This window comes from Agrobacterium sp. LY4 (genome assembly GCF_001526585.1).
GTDB classification, from domain to species: Bacteria; Pseudomonadota; Alphaproteobacteria; order Rhizobiales; family Rhizobiaceae; genus Agrobacterium; species Agrobacterium leguminum.
Window position 1 is genome coordinate 95,282 of sequence record NZ_ASYA01000043.1, and the last position, 17,579, is coordinate 112,860.

Genomic DNA, 17,579 nt, shown 5'->3' on the forward strand with positions numbered 1-17,579 from the left:
GATCGTTTACTCCGCAGCGACGAGTTTTTCAGGAACGAGCGGCGCTTCCGGCTCATGGTCCGGCTCGGGGCCCTTGCGGATCGCCTTCAGCATCAGCCCCATTTCAACGATGAACAGCACCGTGTAGATGGCGATGAAACACAGGAGCGTGATGAGGACGGTGGAGGCGCTGAGGCTGGAGACGGCCGCGGCCGTGGGCAACACGCCCTCGATGATCCATGGCTGACGGCCGAATTCGGCCACCACCCAGCCCATTTCCGCCGCGATCCACGGCAGGGGAATGGCGAAGACCGCCACTTTCAGCAGCAACGGATAATGATCCAGCCGGCGGCGGGCCGAAAGATAAAAGAACGTCGCCGTCAGCAGGATGAAGAAGATGCCAAGGCCGACCATGATGCGGAACGCCCAGAACAGGGTCGGCACATGCGGAATGGTATCCGCCGCCGCCTTGGCGATCTGCTCTTCACTCGCCTGGCGCGGATCGTCGACATATCGTTTCAGCAGCAGGGCATAACCGAGCTCATGGCCGAGTTCGGCGAAGGTGCCGCGCACCTCTTCCGGCAACGCCGCGCCCTTGCCGGTGGCGCGTATCTGCATCAGCGCGTCATAGGCCTTGATGCCGTCGCGGATGCGGGTCTTGGCCTGCTCCACCAGATCGTTGATGCCTGGAATTTGCGTGTCGAGCGAGCGGGTGCCGATGAGGCCCATCACCCACGGAATCTTCACCGCGAAATGCGTTTCGCGCGCTTCCTGATCGGGAAAACCGATGGCCGTGAAGGGGGCCGGGGCCGGCTCGGTTTCCCACATGGCCTCGATGGAGGCGAGTTTCATCTTCTGGTGTTCTGTGGAGAGATAGCCGCTTTCATCACCCAGCACGACGACCGACAGCGCGGACGCCAGACCGAAGGAGGCGGCAACCGTCATCGAACGCTTGGCAAGATCGACATGGCGGCCTTTCAGCACATACCAGGCCGAAACGCCGAGCACGAAGATGGAAGCCGTCACGTAACCCGCAGACACCGTGTGGACGAACTTCGCCTGCGCCACCGGGTTGAACAGGACCTCGAAGAAGTCAGTCACTTCCATGCGCATGGTCTGGGGATTGAAAGCGGAACCCGTGGGGTTCTGCATCCAGCCATTGGCGATCAATATCCATAGCGCCGAGAAATTCGAACCGAGCGCCACGCACCATGTCGCGACGAGATGGCCGAGTTTCGACAGCTTGTCCCAGCCAAAGAAGAACAGGCCGACGAAGGTGGCTTCCAGGAAGAAGGCCATCATGCCTTCGATCGCCAGCGGCGCACCGAAAATATCGCCGACATAATGGCTGTAATAACTCCAGTTCATGCCGAACTGGAATTCCATGACGATGCCGGTGGAAACGCCGAGCACGAAGTTGATGCCGAACAGCGTGCCCCAGAATTTCGTCATCTGCCGCCAGACCGTGCGGCCGGTCATGACATAGACCGTTTCCATGATGGCGATCACCACCGATAGTCCGATCGTCAGGGGAACGAACAGAAAGTGATATAAAGCCGTCACTGCAAATTGCAGGCGCGACAGCGCCACTATGTCGAGTTCCATAGTCCTATCCACCTTTTCCGGAAGGCCGGCCTTCCATTTTCAAGACGACGCCGGCTCTCAAAAAAAATCAGTCCGGGCGCAGTGTCTCCAGTACTACGCCGTATTCCGGGGTGCCGCTTTGACATTCATCAAATTGACGCCCCTCTTTCAGCACGATGATGCGATCGGCAAATTCCGCCTCGCGGCGATTATGGGTGATCATCACGACAGTCTTTCGCTGCGCCCTCGCAAACAGCCGGGTGAGCACGTCACGGGCGGTCTCGCCGTCCAGCCCTTCCGTCACCTCATCGAGAAGCCAGAGCGGCCGGTCGGCGAGCAGGAAACGGGCGAGCGCCAGCCGGCGCGACTGGCCGCCGGAAAGCCCCTGGCCCGCCTCGCCAAGCCTTGTCTCCAGTCCGGCCGGCAAAGATTTGACGTGTTCGGCAAGGCCCGCCGCCTCGAGCGCGGCCCATAACTCGGCCCCGGTTGCGGTGGGTTTCGCCAGCCGCAGATTGTCGGCGATGCTGTCGCGGAAAAGCTGGCTTCGCTGCGTCATCAGGGTGGATGGCAGGGCGTTGACAGTGCCAGCAGCCGCCCGCAATTCACCCGCCAGAAGCTGGATGAGGCTTGTCTTGCCCGCACCGCTCTGGCCGATGATGGCAACCCGTTCCCCGGAGGCGATTGCAAGGTTGATATTCGTCAGGACCGGATTGTCGTTCCCGTCCCGCTCCAGACGCACGTTTTTTAGATCTGCCGCCATGCCGTCGACCGGCGAGGCGGGACAGCGGCCTTCAGCCGTTGCCGAAAGACGCGGCGTGATGCGTCTTGCAGAAAACAATGTGCGCCCAAGCTCCATCGCCCCACGACGCAGCGCCGTGAAAGGCTCCAGCGCGGCAAAACAGACAAGCAGCCCGAGCGCCGCGGCCGGCGCGCTCACCGCCCCCTGTTCCGCAAGCCAGGCCATGCCGAGAAGGGCTGCGCTCAAAAGAACGGCCGCTGAAACCCCGAAGGAAAAACTGGCACTGGTTTCGATACGGTTCAGGGTATCATCGCAGGCAGAGAGGTAATCATCCGCCCGTTTCACCGCCGCGACCTGCGCGGAAAGGCGGCCGGTGGTCAAGAGCTCCGTCTGCCCGCTCACGAGATCGGCCGTGCGGGCCCGAAGGGCCTCCAGCCCGATTGCCCGGCGGCGCGAGAATGTTTCCGCCCGCAAGGCGGCGCGAACCGAAATTCCAAGCCCCGCCGCAATGAGGAAAACCGCCGCCAGAATGCCCGCCAGAGGATGGAGAAAAGCAAGCCCGAGGCCTGTCGCGATTGCGGCAAGGACCGCCACGGCAGCGGGAACCAGCACGCGCAGATAAAGCGAATCCAGCGCATCGATATCCGCCATCAGCCGGTTCAGCAGGCGCGCAGGCCTCGCCTCCAGGGATTTCCGGCCTGCGGCGCGGCAAACCCGCGAAACAGCTTTTCCCGAAGTGCTGCAAGCACGGAAAGCGTGGCGTCATGGGTCGTCATGCGTTCGCCGTAACGGGCGGCGGTGCGCGCCAGCGCCAGAAGACGAATGGCGGCCGAAGGCGCAAAGACATCGAAGGCATAGGCCGTTGCGGGCAGAAGACCGGCAATTGCCGTTGCGGTGATGAACCAGCCGGAAACGCCGAGAAGGCCGATGCCCGCCAGCACCGTCGTTACCGCCAGAACCGCGCCCGCCATCAACATGCCGCGCCGTGCCGACCAGAACAGGCCGATAATGGGTCTCAATATCGCAAAACGCGCGATCATGGCTGCCCCCTCGAATGGATCGCCGTCATATCCACGATCCTGTCCATGCGCGCCGCAAGCACCGGATCATGGGTCGCGACGATCAATGTCCTGCCATTTGCCAGTTGCAGCAGGTTTTCCGTGACGAGAGCAGCCGTTTCCCGGTCGAGATGGGCTGTCGGCTCATCGGCCAGAACAAGCTGCGTTGCGGGGTCTGCGAAAGCACGCGCAATGGCAAGCCGCACCGCCTCCCCGCCCGAGATTCCATATCCGCCATCGCCGATCTGCAGATGCCGGCGTGCATGCGACAAGCCATCGAGCCCGGTGCGGCGCAGCGTCTCTTCCACCATACCATCACTGACAACCGAACGGCCGAAGCGAATATTCGCCTTCAGCGAACCGGCAAAAAAGAACGGCTTCTGGCTGACCCAGCCGATCGTCCTGCGCAGCCCATCCGCCGTCGCATTATCGAGATTGACGCCGCCGATCCTGATCGAGCCCTCTCCAGCCTCGGCCAACCCGGCAATCAAGGAGAGTACAGTGGATTTGCCACAACCGGAAGGCCCAAGAATTGCTACCCGCTCACCCTGCTGAACGGTCAGGTTGAGATTTTGGATGACAGGCGGGGCGTTCGGATAAGCGAAGGAGAGATTATCTATCTCCAGCAGGCCGGGTGTCGGGGATGGGACAGACGCCACATCCGCACCCTCGCCCGCGATGGCCGCACCGCCGGCCGTCAATTTGCCGAGCGCATCAAGCGCCGCTTCGCCGGCCGCGCGGTCGTGCCAGACGGCGGAGAGTTCCCGCAGCGGCTCGAAAAAGGCCGGCGCCAGCAGCAAGATGAAGAGGCCTTCGGCGAGGGTCAGCTTGTGGCCCCAGGCCCCGAAATCGAGAAAACCGAGCAGATGAAAACCGATATAGACGGCGGTCATGGCAACGCCGAGCGCTGCGAAAAGCTCCAGCACCGCCGAGGAGAGAAAGGCGATCCTGAGCACCGCCATCGTCCGCTTCTTGAGGTTCTGCGCATCGGCGCTAAGACGTTCCGCCGTCAGATCGACGGCTTCAAGCGTGCGGATCGTTTCCAGCCCGCGCAGGCGATCGAGCAGGAAGGCATTCATATTGCCCGTCTCGGCAAGCTGCTTTTCGCTGGCGGCCTTGGCCTGCCAGCCGATGAGCGCCATGAAAAGCGGGATGGTTGGCATGGCGAGCAGCAGCACCAGCGCCGCGATCCAGGTAAAGGGCAGGATCGCCAGCACGAAAACCAGCGGCACGAGGGTCGCCTTCATCCGCGCCGGCCGGAAACGGGAAAGATAAGGCACCAGCGCTTCCGCCGCCTCTGCCACGACGCCTGCTGCCTCACCGGAGGCGGTGCGCGACAGATCGAGCGGGGAAACCTTCGCCACAGCCTGCAGCGCTTCCAGCCGCCGCTGCGACAGCGCCGCGCGAGCGGCACGAAACGACAGCCGCGCCGCGATCTTTTCCAGCCATGCCTTGATGAGGCCGAGGATGAGAACCGCGGCCGCAGCCGGCACGATCGCCATCATCGGCGCGCCATCGGCAATTCTTCCGACTGAAAAGGCAAGCAAACCTGCCTGCGGCAGCCAGAGCAAAGCCGCCAGGACATGCAGCAGGGCAACGGATCTACCAACTGCCGGCGAGCGTGTCATTTTCGCCCGCCCGGCGGCTCTGTCGCGAGAGGTTTTGCGATTGGCATTGCTGAAGAAGCGCCGACTCGTCGCGTCGGATGAGACTCCAACCGAAGCGGGACAGACTACCCCGTCACCATCGGCCCCCTGACGGATTTCCACGGACATGCTCACGGCCGATTCTCCTCACCCGTCCTTCTTCGCGCCACGGGGTCTGGCGAGGGAGACGATCTTGTCCTTGGCCTCCAGAAGCTTCGTGACCTTCGAACCGAGCGCCAGAAGCGAAGCCAGCCTTTCCGTCTCCAGCCGCTTCACATCGTCATACCAGCCGGTGAGCTGCTCGATCAGCGTCTTCATCTCGTCGATGCGCTTTTGCGCATGCCGCTCATCTTCATTTTCCGGCGTCGCCATCAGAATTTCGCGCAACACGCTGAGCGTGGGATCGATCTCGCGCTTCTTGCGCTCTTCGGCAAGGGTGCGGAGAATCTGCCAGACATCGTCAGGCGTCGTGAAAAAATCGCGCCGGTCGCCGGGAAAATGCTTGAGAATTGCAAGGTTCCACGCCTGCAACTCCTTCAGGCTCATCGACACGTTGGAACGGGAAATGCCGAGCGCCTCCACAATCTCGTCCGCACACAGCGGCTGCGGCGAAATATAAAGCAAAGCATAGACTTGGCCGACGGTGCGGTTGATGCCCCAACGACTGCCCATCTCACCGAAATGCAGCACGAAGGACTGAACGAGCGGGGACAGGCTGGTCGGCATTTTTACGTTTCCTGAATTTTCAGTAATTTCTGAAATTGCGATAACGCAAAAAACGGCAGACGACAAATCACCTTTTTGACCTGCGTCAAAATGTGCAAATGGGCAGAGGCGACGCCGGTAAAGACGGTCGTGGGTGCAGCCCGGGGCAAAATATGCGGCAGTCGTGTTAGGGGGGATGACAGGCTGGGGCGTTTGCTGGCGTCCGTCACTTTCCCTCCGTCATTCCGGCCTTGAGCCGGAATCCAGCCAGCCCAAGTCCTTGGGCTGAAAGGACTCTCTCGCCGCGCAGACGCGCGCCGGCTAGATTCCGGCTCAAGGCCGGAATGACGTATCTAAAGCAGTTGATGATACCGATAACATCTTCACGAGTCGCCACGGGCAAGAACCCACCGAAAAAAATCGGCGGCGGGGATGACCCGCCGCCAATCGAAACGTCGGCACATTCGCGCGTAGAAACCTTGCTTACGAAAAAGCGATCTGCACCTTCATCGCACGGCTGCGGTCCGAGGCGAATTCGAAGGCCGAGATGGCGTCGGCGAGATCGACGGTCTGGGTGATGAACGGCTTGACGTCGATCAGGCCCTTGCGCATCAATTCGACCCCGGTGGCGAATTCCTCGTGGAAGCGGAAAGAGCCGCGCAGATCCAGTTCCTTGGCGGTGATCGCCATCATCGGCAGGCTCATATCGCCGCCAAGACCGAGCTGGACGATGATGCCGCGCGGACGAAGCGCCGCAATACCGCCGGCAAGCGCCACCGCCGCACCCGAGCATTCATAGAGAACATCGAAGGTTCCCTTGTTCGCGCCATAGGCGGCAAGTGCGTCGGGCTCATCCTTGCTGTTGATGACACGATCCGCACCCGCCTCACGCGCCTTGGCAAGCGTGAAATCGGAAAGATCGGTGGCGACGATCTCGGCCGCGCCGGCCCGACGCGCCGCCAGAATGGAGAGGATGCCGATCGGGCCGCAGCCTGTGACGAGCACGCGTTTCCCCAGCAAATCGCCGGCGCGGCGCGTGGCATGCAGCGTCACCGCCAGCGGCTCCGCCATGGCCGCCTCGCCGGCGCTCAGGCCATCGGCCGGCACGCATTGGAGGGCGTCGGCCACCAGAACCTCACGGAAAGCGCCCTGAATATGCGGGAAAGGCATGGCGCTGCCATAAAAGCGCATGTTGAGGCACTGGTTGTGCAGGCCTTCCTGGCAGAAGCGGCAGGTTCGGCATGGGCGGGACGGCGAAACGGCGACCAGACCGCCGACCTTCAACCCTTCCACGCCCTCGCCCAGTTCTTCGATGACGGCGGAGACCTCATGACCGAGCACCATGGGTTCGCGAAGCCGCACCGCGCCGAAGCCGCCATGGTTGTAATAATGCAGATCGCTACCGCAAATTCCGCCCCGGACCAGACGAAGCCGCACTTCTCCCGGCCCCGGCGCTTCCTCGGGCCGCTCCTCGATGCGCACATCCTTTGCCCCATGGGCAACAATCGCTCTCATAAATATCTCCCGTTCGACATCGCGCTTGAGCGGCGCGACAAAATAATCCGCATCCCTGTCACAGCCGCCTGCCGCGCATTTGCACGTCGTGCGGCCTCCCCGCCCGCCCGATCCGTACCGAAACCGGGCGTTTAAGCCTTGACATCCACGTCTGAAAGGGATGAATGTTATCGATAACATAAACCTGTATGAATGCAATGTCGAGAGACTGGAGGAAACAGTGGGCCTTAAATTGTTCGATCTTTCCGGCCGCCGCGCCCTGATCACGGGTTCGTCCCAGGGCATCGGCTTCGCGCTGGCGCAAGGGCTGGCGGAAGCGGGAGCGGAAGTGGTGCTGAACGGGCGCGACGAGGCGAAGCTGAAAGCTGCCGCCGCCGGCATCAAGGGTGCGAAAACGCTTGCCTTCGACGCCACCGATCATGAAGCGGTGCGCAAGGCCATCGACGGTTTCGAGGCGGAAGTCGGTCCCATCGATATTCTGGTCAACAATGCCGGCATGCAGCACCGCACGCCGCTTGAGGATTTTCCGGCGGATGCCTTCGAGCGCCTGCTGCAGACCAACATCGCCTCGGTGTTCCACGCCGGACAGGCGGCCGCGCGCCATATGATCAGCCGCGGTCGTGGCAAGATCATCAACATCGCCAGCGTTCAGACCGCCCTTGCCCGCCCCGGCATCGCGCCCTACACCGCCACCAAGGGCGCCGTCGGCAACCTGACGAAAGGCATGGCGACGGACTGGGCCAAATACGGCCTGCAATGCAACGCCATCGCACCCGGCTATTTCGACACGCCACTCAACGCGGCCCTGGTGGCGGACGAGACCTTCTCGGCATGGCTTGAAAAGCGCACGCCCGCCGGTCGCTGGGGCAAGGTCGAAGAGCTTGTCGGCGCCTGCATCTTCCTGTCGTCCGATGCCTCGTCCTTCGTGAACGGACATATTCTCTATGTCGACGGCGGCATCACCGCTTCGCTTTAAAAACACCGAAACCGGATGGCCGGCTGCGGCCGCCATCCGGTTTTGAACCGATGACACCACGACACTTTGGGAGGAGGCCGTGAACACCATGACCGAGAAGAACAAAGTCGCCCTGATCGGCGCCGGCGCCATGGGCGGGGCAATCGGCACACGGCTCATCGAGACCGGAAACCAGCTGACGGTTTTCGATCTGGATGCGGAAAAGGTGGCGGCGCTGACGAGCCTCGGCGCGCAGAGCGCGGGTACGGCGGCGGAAGCGGCTTCGGTTTCCGATGTGGTCATCCTCAGCCTCAATTCGCCGAAAATCGTTCGCATCGCCGTCTTCGGCAAGGATGGTGTCGCGGCGGGGGCGAAGCCCGGCACGCTCATCATCGACATGTCCTCCATCGACCCGGAAGCGACGAAGGAACTGGCGGCCGATGCCGCGGAAAAAGGCCTGCGCTGGGTGGACAGCCCGCTTTCGGGCGGCGCGCCCAAGGCGCTCATCGGGCAATTGACGCTGATGGCCGGCGGCAGCGAAACGGATGTGGCCGATGCGCATCGCGTGCTGCGGCATGTGGCCAGCAATTATACACACATGGGTCCCTGCGGCGCGGGGCAGACGACGAAACTCATCAACCAGGTCCTGTGCGGGCTGAACTTCCTTGCGGTGGCGGAAGCAACCCAACTTGCGCTGGATGCCGGCGTCGATGCCGCCAAAATCCCGCAGGCGCTGAAGGGCGGCCGCGCCGACAGCGCCATCCTGCAGGAATATATGCCGCGTTATGTGGCGAAGGATTACCGCCGCACCGGCCGCATCGACAATATGGTGAAAGACCTCAACGGCGCGCAGGATCTCGCCCGGCGCACCAACACGGCCATGCCGCTGACGGCGGTTTGCGCCGAGGTGCACCGCATGCTGACGGCTGCCGGGCTGGGTGGGGAGGATCAGGCCGCGCTGATGGAATATTTCAGCGGCGCGAAACGCACTTTTCCGGACTGATTGCCCGGCAGACATGGATGGCAGGAGCCTGTTGATACAGCCCTAGCGGGCCTTTAACGGCCATTGCGAAATTGTCCTTCAGCGAAGATGATCGGGCGAATCGGCACGGCAGCTGCCCCGATGACCGCAGACGCATGCATGCAAAGGACAATTTCCCGATGACACCCTCCACCACAGGCACGGGGATTGCCGGTCTGACCGTTTCTGGAAACGGTTTCACTGCCGAAATCGCTTACGAGGGCGCGACGCTTTTAAGCTGGCGGCCGGTCTCTGCCGATGGCGGCGAAGGCGAGAATCTTGTCGACGGATATTCGACGCCTGCCGAAATGCAGTCGCAAAACGGCGTGAGAAACGGCATTCTCGCGCCCTTCACCAATCGCATCCCGGATGGTCGGTTCAGTTTTGGCGGGCAGATGCACCGCATTGAGCCGGTGCTTGCCCATGAAGCCCTCGTCTTCCACGGATTTGCCAGAGCCCTGCCCTTCGCGCTTGCGCAGTCTTTCGAGGCAAACGGCGCTCACATTCTCGTCTTCCGCGCCGAAATAGCGCCTGCGGATTTTAAGGGTTATCCCTACCGTCTCGCCATCGAGGTGGAATATCGCTTTTCCAGCCATGAGGTCACCATCGACATACGCGGCATCAATCGCGATGAACGGCCCCTGCCTTTCGCCGCCGGCTGGCATCCCTATTTCCGCCTGCCCGGCACGACGTCTATCGACGACCTTCTTCTCACGCTGCCCTCGCGAACGGCGATTGAAACAGACGAAGACCTGATCCCCCTGCGCAACCCACAGGGCGGGGTGGTCAAACGGGACGACACCCGCTTTCTCCATGCGCCGCTGGCCGGCCATGTGCTCGATGTCTGCTTCACCGACCTCATCGCATCCGAAAACGGGCTTTACGAGACGAGGCTCGAAAACCGGCACGACGGTTCGGGCCTGACGGTCTGGCAGGAGCGCGGGCACATGCATGTCTTCACCGGCGATACGCTCGCCCGCGACAGGCGACAATCCATCGCGCTCGAACCGGTGGAAACGCCGACCAACGCCTTCAACCAGCCGGAACTCGCGGATGCGATTGCGCTGCAACCGGGCGAGACGCGAAGCTTCCGCTTCGGCGTTCGTTTCGAGACGGCGCGCTGATTAAGGCTTGATGATCGCTCAGATATGTGTCGTCGGCAGCGAAGACGACAGCTTCACCGTCTCCATGGAGATATAGGCGGACATGTCGTAAAGCTCGACGCGGCGCAGGATCTGTTTGTAGATCGTGTCGTAATATTCGACATTCGGTAGCACGAGTTTCAGAATATAGTCGAAATTGCCGGTCAGCCGGTGAACCTCGACAATTTCCGGTATGGTGCTGACGGCGGCATGGAACCGGTCCAGCCAGTCCTCTGCATGCAGGCCGGTTCTCACCAGCAGGAAAACCGTGGTCGGCAGGTTGATCTTGCGCCGGTCGAGCAGCGCCATCGTGCCCGTCACATAACCTTCCGCCCGCAGCCGCGTGATGCGGCGCGAACAGGCGGATAGCGACAGCGACACTTCCTCCGCAATGTCGGCGAGCGGCGTTTCTGCATTTTCCTGGAGAATCGCAAGGATTCGGCGGTCACGGTCATCAATCATCGGCAAAGAATGCACAGGTTAACGCAATGGCGCAAGAAATTTGCGACCTCTAGAGAAAGAACGCCCTAATTTTGCATCTACGCCGTGAAATCGCTGCAAAAACGCATGCCGTTTTCGTCCCGACGATGGCATCCTTATTTTCAATCAAACTTGATAAGGGAACTCTTATGAAACGGATCGGCCTGATCGGCGGCATGAGCTGGGAATCCACCGCAACCTATTACCGCATGATCAACGAGGCCGTGCGCGACAGCCGCGGCGGCCTGGTCTCTGCCGATATCGTCATGCATTCGCTCGATTTTTCCGAGGTCGTCGCCCTTCAGAAGGCCGATCGCTGGGATGAGGCCGGTGCGCTTCTGGGCGCTGCCGGCGCGCGTCTTGCCAATGCGGGCGCCGATTGCGTGCTGATCTGCACCAACACCATGCATCTGGTCGCTGACACCGTGGAGAAGATGTCCGGCGTGGCGCTGATCGATATCATCGATGAAACCGCCGCAGCCCTGAAGGCGGACGGACGCCGCAAGCCGCTGCTGCTCGCCACCCGCTACACGATGGAACATGGTTTCTACACCGACCGCATGCGCCGCCACGATGTCGAGGTGGTCGTTCCCGATGCGGAAGACCGGGTTGCGATCCACGACATTATTTTCGGCGAACTCTGCCAGGGCGAAATCAAGTCCTGCTCGCGCGAGCGCTATCTCGCGGTCATCGAGAAGGCCCGTGCACTTGGCGTCGATTCCGTCATTCTCGGCTGCACCGAAATTTCGCTGCTGATCGATCCCGATGCCCTGCCGCTGCCGGGTTACGATTCGACCGCCATTCACGCGAAGGCCGCCGTCGGCTTCGCGCTCGGAAACAAGGCCCTGAACAGAGCCGCATGAATGTGCCGCCTCTTTGCCTATTCCGGTAAACCGGTCTGGCTCGACAGTCTGCTGATCGAGCCCGAAGCATCGCTGGTCAGCCAGTCCATGGCCGCAAGGGAAGCGAAAACCGTCGTCAATGGCGATGGCTGCGGCCTTGGCTGGTATGGCGAACGCGGAACGCCCGGCGTTTTTCGCGATACAAGGCCCGCCTGGTCCGACGCCAATCTGGCGGCGCTTTGCCACCAGCTCCGCTCGGGCATGTTCATGGCCCATGTCCGCTCCGCCACATCAGGCGAAGTGTCCCGCGCCAATTGCCATCCCTTTGCGCATGGGCGATACCTGTTCATGCATAACGGCCAGATCGGCGGTTACGAGCAGATCAGGCGCGATATCGATTCCCTCATCCCCGACGATATCTATGCATCCCGGCGCGGCACCGGCGATAGCGAAGCCATTTTCCTGATTGCCGCCGGGCATGGCCTCGACACCGAACCGGTTCGCGCCATTTCCACCGCGCTGCGGCTTTGCCAGGAAAAGATGATGGCGGCAGGCGTCTCTTCCGCGCTGCGATTCAGTGCCGTTCTTATGGATGGCGATTGCCTGCATGCCTTCCGCTGGTCAAGCGACGACAAGCCGCCGACACTCTACTGGCGAGGGCTCGATGACGGCATCGCATTGAGTTCCGAACCCTTTTCCTTCGATTGCGCGCCCTGGTGCGCCGTTCCCCCCAATACCAGGGTGACGATCCGCGCCGGCGAGATGGCGATGGAACCTTTTCTCCTGCCGTAAACAGCGCCATTGGCGATGATCGCAGCCGGTTTTTACACCCGCGCCACCACAGGTCGGCGCGGCCGCAGCGCTGCCCTGTTTATTTTCATTGAATTTTCACAACCGCGAAGGCTAGTGTGTGATCCGATAGTTCGAAACAGATTTCAGGACCGGTGAACCATTTCAGAAGTATTGCAGCCTCTTCCCCTTTTCCGAGCGATGCCCGGCATCGCAAGGACCAAGAAAATCCGCTGAAGAACGGCGCAGACAGGGCGATCAATGCCTTCGGCGATCCTTTGGGCGCCGAGAAAAACACTTATTTTTCATTGCGCTAAGCTGTTCAATTTTCCGAAAAAATTGCTGTTGCCACGCCTCCATATCGATGCATAAACTGGCATCAGCAAAGGCAAGCCGGATCGACCTCATCAGACCCTCTCCTCCCACCAAGGTGCTGACCGACCAATGATCAATAATCTTAACGCCGCCGATCTTCCCCGTCCCGCCCCGCGCAGTTCCAACCCGGAAATCATGGCGTCGGAAATCATCGAACGCCTCACCTACCGTATCGGCAAGGATGTCAAGGTTGCCAAACCCCATGACTGGCTGACCGCAACCATCCTCGTCGTGCGCGACCGCATCATCGACAAGTGGATGGAATCCACCCGCAAGGCCTATGCCAACAATTCCAAGCGCGTTTATTACCTGTCGCTCGAATTCCTGATCGGCCGCCTGATGCGCGACGCCATCTCCAATATCGGCCTGATGCACGAAATCCGCGATGCCCTGTCCTCGCTCGGCGTCGATCTGGATGTCATCGCCGGGCTGGAGCCGGATGCGGCGCTCGGCAATGGCGGCCTTGGCCGTCTCGCCGCCTGCTTCATGGAATCCATGGCGACCGTCGACATCCCCGCCTATGGCTACGGCATTCGTTACGTGCACGGCCTCTTCCGCCAGCAGATGGCGGACGGATGGCAGGTGGAACTGCCGGAAACCTGGCTGGCGCACGGCAACCCCTGGGAATTCGAGCGCCGCGAAAGCTCCTATGAGGTCGGCTTCGGCGGCTCGGTGGAAACCATCGGCGGTTATGAAGACCCGCAGCGTTTCGTCTGGAAACCGGCCGAACGCGTGATCGCCATGGCTTACGATACGCCGGTCGTCGGCTGGCGCGGCACCCGCGTCAATACGCTCCGCCTGTGGTCGGCGCAGCCGATCGACCCCATTCTGCTGGCCGCCTTCAACGCCGGCGACCATATCGGCGCATTGCGCGAAAGCAACAAGGCGGAAAGCCTGACGCGGGTTCTCTACCCTGCCGATGCGACGCCGGCCGGTCAGGAACTGCGCCTGCGGCAGGAGTTCTTCTTCTCCTCCGCCTCGCTACAGGACATTCTGCGCCGCCATTTGCAGCAATATCCCGATTTCACCTCGCTGCCTGAGAAGGTCTCGATCCAGCTCAACGATACGCATCCGGCCATTTCCATCGCCGAAATGATGCGTCTTCTGTGCGATGTGCACGGGCTGGAATTCGAGGAAGCCTGGAAGATCACGCAGGGCACGTTCTCCTATACCAACCACACGCTTCTGCCGGAGGCGCTGGAGAGCTGGCCGGTGCCGCTGCTCGAGCGTCTTCTGCCAAGACATATGCAGATCGTCTATGCGATCAACGCCAACACGCTGGTCTACGCCCGCAAGGAAAAGAAGATGGCGGATCAGCAGATCCGTTCGATCTCGCTGATCGATGAAGGCGGCGAACGCCGCGTGCGCATGGGCAACCTCGCCTTTATCGGCTCGCATTCCATCAACGGCGTTTCCGCCCTTCATACCGACCTGATGAAGGAAACGGTCTTTGCCGACCTGCACAGCCTTTATCCTGAGCGTATCAACAACAAGACCAATGGCATCACACCGCGCCGCTGGCTGATGCAGTGCAATCCGGGCCTCACCAGCCTGCTGCGCGAGGCGATCGGCGACGATTTCCTCGACGATGCGGAAAAACTCACCGCGCTCGACCGTTTTGCCGACGATGCCGGTTTCCGCGAAAAATTCGCCGAGGTGAAGCGTCTGAACAAGGTGCGGCTTGCCAATACGGTGGCGCAGCGCATGGGCATCCGCGTCGATCCCTCCGCCATGTTCGACATCCAGATCAAGCGTATCCACGAATATAAGCGCCAGCTTCTGAACCTTGTTGAAACGGTCGCGCTTTACGATCAGATCCGTTCCCACCCGGAACTGGATTGGGTGCCGCGCGTTAAGTTCTTCGCAGGCAAGGCGGCGCCGAGTTATCACAACGCGAAGCTGATCATAAAGCTTGCCAACGATATTGCCCGGGTCATCAACAATGATCCGGCCGTGCGCGGGCTTCTGAAAGTGGTGTTTATTCCGAACTATAACGTCTCGCTTGCGGAAATCATGGTTCCCGCTGCCGATCTTTCCGAACAGATATCGACGGCCGGCATGGAAGCTTCCGGCACCGGCAACATGAAATTCGCACTCAACGGCGCGCTCACCATCGGCACGCTCGATGGCGCCAATGTCGAAATGCGCGATCATGTCGGCGCGGAAAATATCGTCATCTTCGGAATGACGGCGGATGAAGTGGCCAAGGCGCGCGCCGAAGGCCACAATCCCCGCGCGATCATCGAAGGATCGGCCGAGCTGTCGCAGGCGCTGTCTTCCATCGCCTCCGGCGTCTTCTCGCCGGATGACCGCTCCCGTTTCGCCGGCCTGATCGACGGTATTTACAACAGCGACTGGTTCATGGTCGCCGCCGACTTCGACGCCTATGCCAATGCGCAGCGCGAGGTGGACGCGATCTGGAGCGATCCGGACAGCTGGTATGCCAAGACAGTGCGCAACACGGCGCGCATGGGCTGGTTCTCGTCCGACCGGACAATCCGCCAATATGCCACCGAGATCTGGAGAGCCTGATGAAAAAACCGCTCAATTCGGCCGAAGAGAAAAAGACTGGCGACATCACGAAGGCTGAAATCGAGGCGATCAAGAGCGGTTTGCATTCCAATCCCTTTGCCCTTCTTGGCGTTCACGAAACGCCGGAAGGGTTTTCCGCCCGCTGTTTCATTCCCGGCGCCGAGGAGGTTTCCGTCCTGACGCTGGACGGAAATTTCGTGGGCGAATTGAAGCGGCTCGATCCGGATGGCTTTTTCGAAGGCCGGATCGATCTTTCGAAGCGACAGCCGGTGCGGTATCGCGCCAGCCGCGACGATGCCGAATGGGCGGTGACCGACCCTTACAGCTTCGGCCCGGTTCTCGGCCCCATGGACGATTATTTCGTCCGCGAAGGATCGCATCTCAGACTCTTCGACAGGATGGGTGCGCATCCGCTGAAGCTCGAGGGCGTCGAGGGCTTCCACTTCGCCGTCTGGGCGCCCAATGCGCGGCGCGTTTCCGTCGTCGGCGATTTCAACAATTGGGATGGCCGACGGCATGTCATGCGGTTCCGCAAGGATACCGGCATCTGGGAAATCTTCGCGCCTGACGTCTATGCCGGCTGTGCCTACAAGTTCGAAATCCTCGGCGCAAACGGCGAGCTTCTGCCGTTGAAGGCAGACCCCTATGCGCGGCGCGCCGAGTTGCGGCCGAAAAACGCCTCCGTTACCGCGCCGGAACTCACCCAGAAATGGGAAGACCAGGCTCACCGGGAACATTGGGCGCAGGTGGACCAGCGCCGCCAGCCGATCAGCATTTACGAGGTGCATGCCGGCTCCTGGCGGCGGCGCGAGGACGGCACGTTCCTGAGCTGGGACGAACTGGCCGCCCAGCTCATTCCCTATTGCACGGATATGGGCTTCACCCATATCGAGTTCCTGCCGATCACCGAACATCCCTATGACCCTTCTTGGGGTTACCAGACGACCGGGCTTTATGCGCCGTCCGCCCGTTTCGGCGATCCGGAGGGCTTTGCGCGTTTCGTCAATGGCGCCCACAAGGTCGGCATCGGCATCCTGCTCGATTGGGTTCCGGCGCATTTTCCAACCGACGAGCACGGCTTGCGCTGGTTCGACGGCACGGCGCTTTACGAACATGCCGATCCGCGTCAGGGTTTTCATCCCGACTGGAACACGGCCATCTATAATTTTGGCCGCATCGAGGTGATGTCCTACCTCATCAACAATGCGCTTTATTGGGCCGAGAAATTCCATCTCGACGGCCTGCGTGTCGATGCGGTCGCCTCGATGCTCTATCTCGATTATTCCCGCAAGGAAGGCGAGTGGATTCCCAATGAATATGGCGGACGGGAAAATCTCGAATCCGTCCGCTTCCTGCAGAAGATGAATTCCCTCGTCTACGGCACCCATCCGGGCGTCATGACCATTGCCGAGGAATCCACCTCCTGGCCGAAAGTATCCCAGCCCGTCCACGAGGGCGGCCTCGGCTTCGGTTTCAAATGGAACATGGGCTTCATGCACGATACGCTGAGTTATTTCTCGCGCGAGCCGGTGCATCGCAAGTTCCACCATCAGGAGCTGACCTTCGGCCTGCTTTACGCCTTTAGCGAAAATTTCGTGCTGCCGCTTTCCCATGACGAGGTGGTGCACGGCAAGGGATCGCTGATCGCCAAGATGTCCGGCGACGACTGGCAGAAATTCGCCAATCTGCGGTCCTATTACGCCTTCATGTGGGGTTATCCCGGCAAGAAGCTGCTGTTCATGGGGCAGGAATTCGCCCAATGGAGCGAATGGAGCGAAAAGGGCTCGCTCGACTGGAACCTGCGCCAATATCCGATGCATGAGGGCATGCGCCGCCTCGTGCGCGATCTCAACCTCACCTACCGTTCAAAACCCGCTTTGCACGCCCGCGACTGCGAACCGGAAGGTTTCCGCTGGCTTGTGGTGGATGACCACGACAATTCCGTCTTCGCCTGGCTGCGCATGGCGCCGGGTGAAAAGCCGGTGGCGGTCATCTGCAATCTCACGCCGGTCTATCGGGAAAATTATTATGTGCCACTTCCGCTTGCGGGGCGGTGGAGGGAGATTCTCAACACCGACGCCGAAATTTATGGCGGCAGCGGCAAGGGAAATGGCGGACGCGTTCAGGCGGTCGATGCCGGGGGAGACATCGGGACAATGCTCGTCCTGCCGCCACTCGCAACGATCATGCTCGAGCCGGAAAACTGACAGACAGAGA

The 17,579-nt window shown here is 61.1% G+C and carries 13 protein-coding genes and 1 pseudogene; 7 read left to right on the top strand and 7 right to left on the bottom strand.

The window, feature by feature from the left end; all coding sequences use genetic code 11:
* Positions 1-6: 6 nt before the first annotated feature.
* The 6 genes and pseudogenes from L904_RS22465 to L904_RS22485 all read right to left on the bottom strand — a co-directional run bounded on the left by L904_RS22465 (position 7) and on the right by L904_RS22485 (position 7,226).
* The gene (locus tag L904_RS22465; RefSeq protein ID WP_035263302.1) at positions 7-1,584 is read right to left on the bottom strand and encodes a cytochrome ubiquinol oxidase subunit I; all 1,578 of its coding nucleotides are present in this window, start codon (positions 1,582-1,584) and stop codon (positions 7-9) included.
* A gap of 67 nt (positions 1,585-1,651) precedes the next feature.
* Positions 1,652-3,342 (bottom strand): annotated as a pseudogene (gene cydC, locus L904_RS22470) (thiol reductant ABC exporter subunit CydC).
* Positions 3,339-5,135 (bottom strand): thiol reductant ABC exporter subunit CydD, encoded by a 1,797-nt coding sequence (gene cydD / locus L904_RS22475; RefSeq protein WP_035263417.1) that lies wholly within the window; start codon positions 5,133-5,135, stop codon positions 3,339-3,341. The pseudogene cydC and the gene cydD overlap by 4 nt, the downstream one beginning before the upstream one ends.
* Positions 5,136-5,153: 18 nt before the next feature.
* Positions 5,154-5,732, bottom strand: a complete 579-nt coding sequence (locus L904_RS22480; RefSeq protein ID WP_035263416.1) for a GbsR/MarR family transcriptional regulator — start codon at positions 5,730-5,732, stop codon at positions 5,154-5,156.
* 2 nt (positions 5,733-5,734) lie between these two features.
* Positions 5,735-5,941, bottom strand: coding sequence for a hypothetical protein (locus tag L904_RS27930; protein WP_155272879.1), 207 nt, complete (start codon positions 5,939-5,941; stop codon positions 5,735-5,737).
* Positions 5,942-6,194: 253 nt separating this feature from the next.
* Positions 6,195-7,226 carry an L-idonate 5-dehydrogenase gene (locus L904_RS22485; protein WP_003522159.1) on the bottom strand — a complete coding sequence of 344 codons (1,032 nt, stop codon included), beginning with the start codon at positions 7,224-7,226 and terminating at the stop codon, positions 6,195-6,197.
* Between the two features lie 220 nt (positions 7,227-7,446).
* On the opposite strand from L904_RS22485, the gene L904_RS22490 reads away from it, so the two are divergent.
* The 3 genes from L904_RS22490 (at position 7,447) to L904_RS22500 (ending at position 10,326) form a co-directional block, all read left to right on the top strand.
* The gene (locus tag L904_RS22490) at positions 7,447-8,202 is read left to right on the top strand and encodes an SDR family oxidoreductase (RefSeq protein ID WP_003522158.1); all 756 of its coding nucleotides are present in this window, start codon (positions 7,447-7,449) and stop codon (positions 8,200-8,202) included.
* A gap of 88 nt (positions 8,203-8,290) precedes the next feature.
* Positions 8,291-9,184 (top strand): NAD(P)-dependent oxidoreductase, encoded by an 894-nt coding sequence (locus L904_RS22495; protein ID WP_035263414.1) that lies wholly within the window; start codon positions 8,291-8,293, stop codon positions 9,182-9,184.
* A 158-nt stretch (positions 9,185-9,342) separates the two neighbouring features.
* A complete protein-coding gene (locus L904_RS22500) occupies positions 9,343-10,326 on the top strand; it encodes an aldose 1-epimerase (RefSeq protein ID WP_035263421.1) in 984 nt (327 codons plus the stop codon).
* An 18-nt stretch (positions 10,327-10,344) separates the two neighbouring features.
* On the opposite strand, the gene L904_RS22505 is transcribed toward L904_RS22500, so the two are convergent.
* On the bottom strand, positions 10,345-10,806 hold the full coding sequence (locus L904_RS22505) for an Lrp/AsnC family transcriptional regulator (protein ID WP_003522155.1): 462 nt from the start codon (positions 10,804-10,806) through the stop codon (positions 10,345-10,347).
* A 167-nt stretch (positions 10,807-10,973) separates the two neighbouring features.
* Here L904_RS22505 and L904_RS22510 point away from each other — a divergent pair, with 167 nt between their 5' ends.
* The 4 genes from L904_RS22510 to glgB all read left to right on the top strand — a co-directional run bounded on the left by L904_RS22510 (position 10,974) and on the right by glgB (position 17,569).
* Complete coding sequence (locus tag L904_RS22510) at positions 10,974-11,687, top strand: aspartate/glutamate racemase family protein (RefSeq protein WP_035263412.1); 714 nt, start codon at positions 10,974-10,976, stop codon at positions 11,685-11,687.
* Positions 11,688-12,458 (top strand): class II glutamine amidotransferase, encoded by a 771-nt coding sequence (locus L904_RS22515; protein WP_035263410.1) that lies wholly within the window; start codon positions 11,688-11,690, stop codon positions 12,456-12,458. It begins immediately after the preceding gene.
* A 441-nt stretch (positions 12,459-12,899) separates the two neighbouring features.
* Positions 12,900-15,362 carry a glycogen/starch/alpha-glucan phosphorylase gene (locus L904_RS22520; protein WP_035263409.1) on the top strand — a complete coding sequence of 821 codons (2,463 nt, stop codon included), beginning with the start codon at positions 12,900-12,902 and terminating at the stop codon, positions 15,360-15,362.
* Complete coding sequence (glgB, locus tag L904_RS22525) at positions 15,362-17,569, top strand: 1,4-alpha-glucan branching protein GlgB (protein ID WP_035263407.1); 2,208 nt, start codon at positions 15,362-15,364, stop codon at positions 17,567-17,569. The genes L904_RS22520 and glgB overlap by 1 nt, the downstream gene beginning before the upstream one ends.
* The last annotated feature ends 10 nt before the right edge of the window (positions 17,570-17,579 follow it).

What these genes read in the sequence shown, in the direction of transcription:
- L904_RS22465 (WP_035263302.1), bottom strand. Translation starts at nt 1,584, where the DNA reads ATGGAACTCGACATAGTGGCGCTGTCGCGCCTGCAATTTGCAGTGACG.
- cydD (WP_035263417.1), bottom strand. Translation starts at nt 5,135, where the DNA reads ATGTCCGTGGAAATCCGTCAGGGGGCCGATGGTGACGGGGTAGTCTGT.
- L904_RS22480 (WP_035263416.1), bottom strand. Translation starts at nt 5,732, where the DNA reads ATGCCGACCAGCCTGTCCCCGCTCGTTCAGTCCTTCGTGCTGCATTTC.
- L904_RS22485 (WP_003522159.1), bottom strand. Translation starts at nt 7,226, where the DNA reads ATGAGAGCGATTGTTGCCCATGGGGCAAAGGATGTGCGCATCGAGGAG.
- L904_RS22495 (WP_035263414.1), top strand. Translation starts at nt 8,291, where the DNA reads ATGACCGAGAAGAACAAAGTCGCCCTGATCGGCGCCGGCGCCATGGGC.
- L904_RS22500 (WP_035263421.1), top strand. Translation starts at nt 9,343, where the DNA reads ATGACACCCTCCACCACAGGCACGGGGATTGCCGGTCTGACCGTTTCT.
- L904_RS22505 (WP_003522155.1), bottom strand. Translation starts at nt 10,806, where the DNA reads ATGATTGATGACCGTGACCGCCGAATCCTTGCGATTCTCCAGGAAAAT.
- L904_RS22510 (WP_035263412.1), top strand. Translation starts at nt 10,974, where the DNA reads ATGAAACGGATCGGCCTGATCGGCGGCATGAGCTGGGAATCCACCGCA.
- L904_RS22515 (WP_035263410.1), top strand. Translation starts at nt 11,688, where the DNA reads ATGTGCCGCCTCTTTGCCTATTCCGGTAAACCGGTCTGGCTCGACAGT.
- L904_RS22520 (WP_035263409.1), top strand. Translation starts at nt 12,900, where the DNA reads ATGATCAATAATCTTAACGCCGCCGATCTTCCCCGTCCCGCCCCGCGC.
- glgB (WP_035263407.1), top strand. Translation starts at nt 15,362, where the DNA reads ATGAAAAAACCGCTCAATTCGGCCGAAGAGAAAAAGACTGGCGACATC.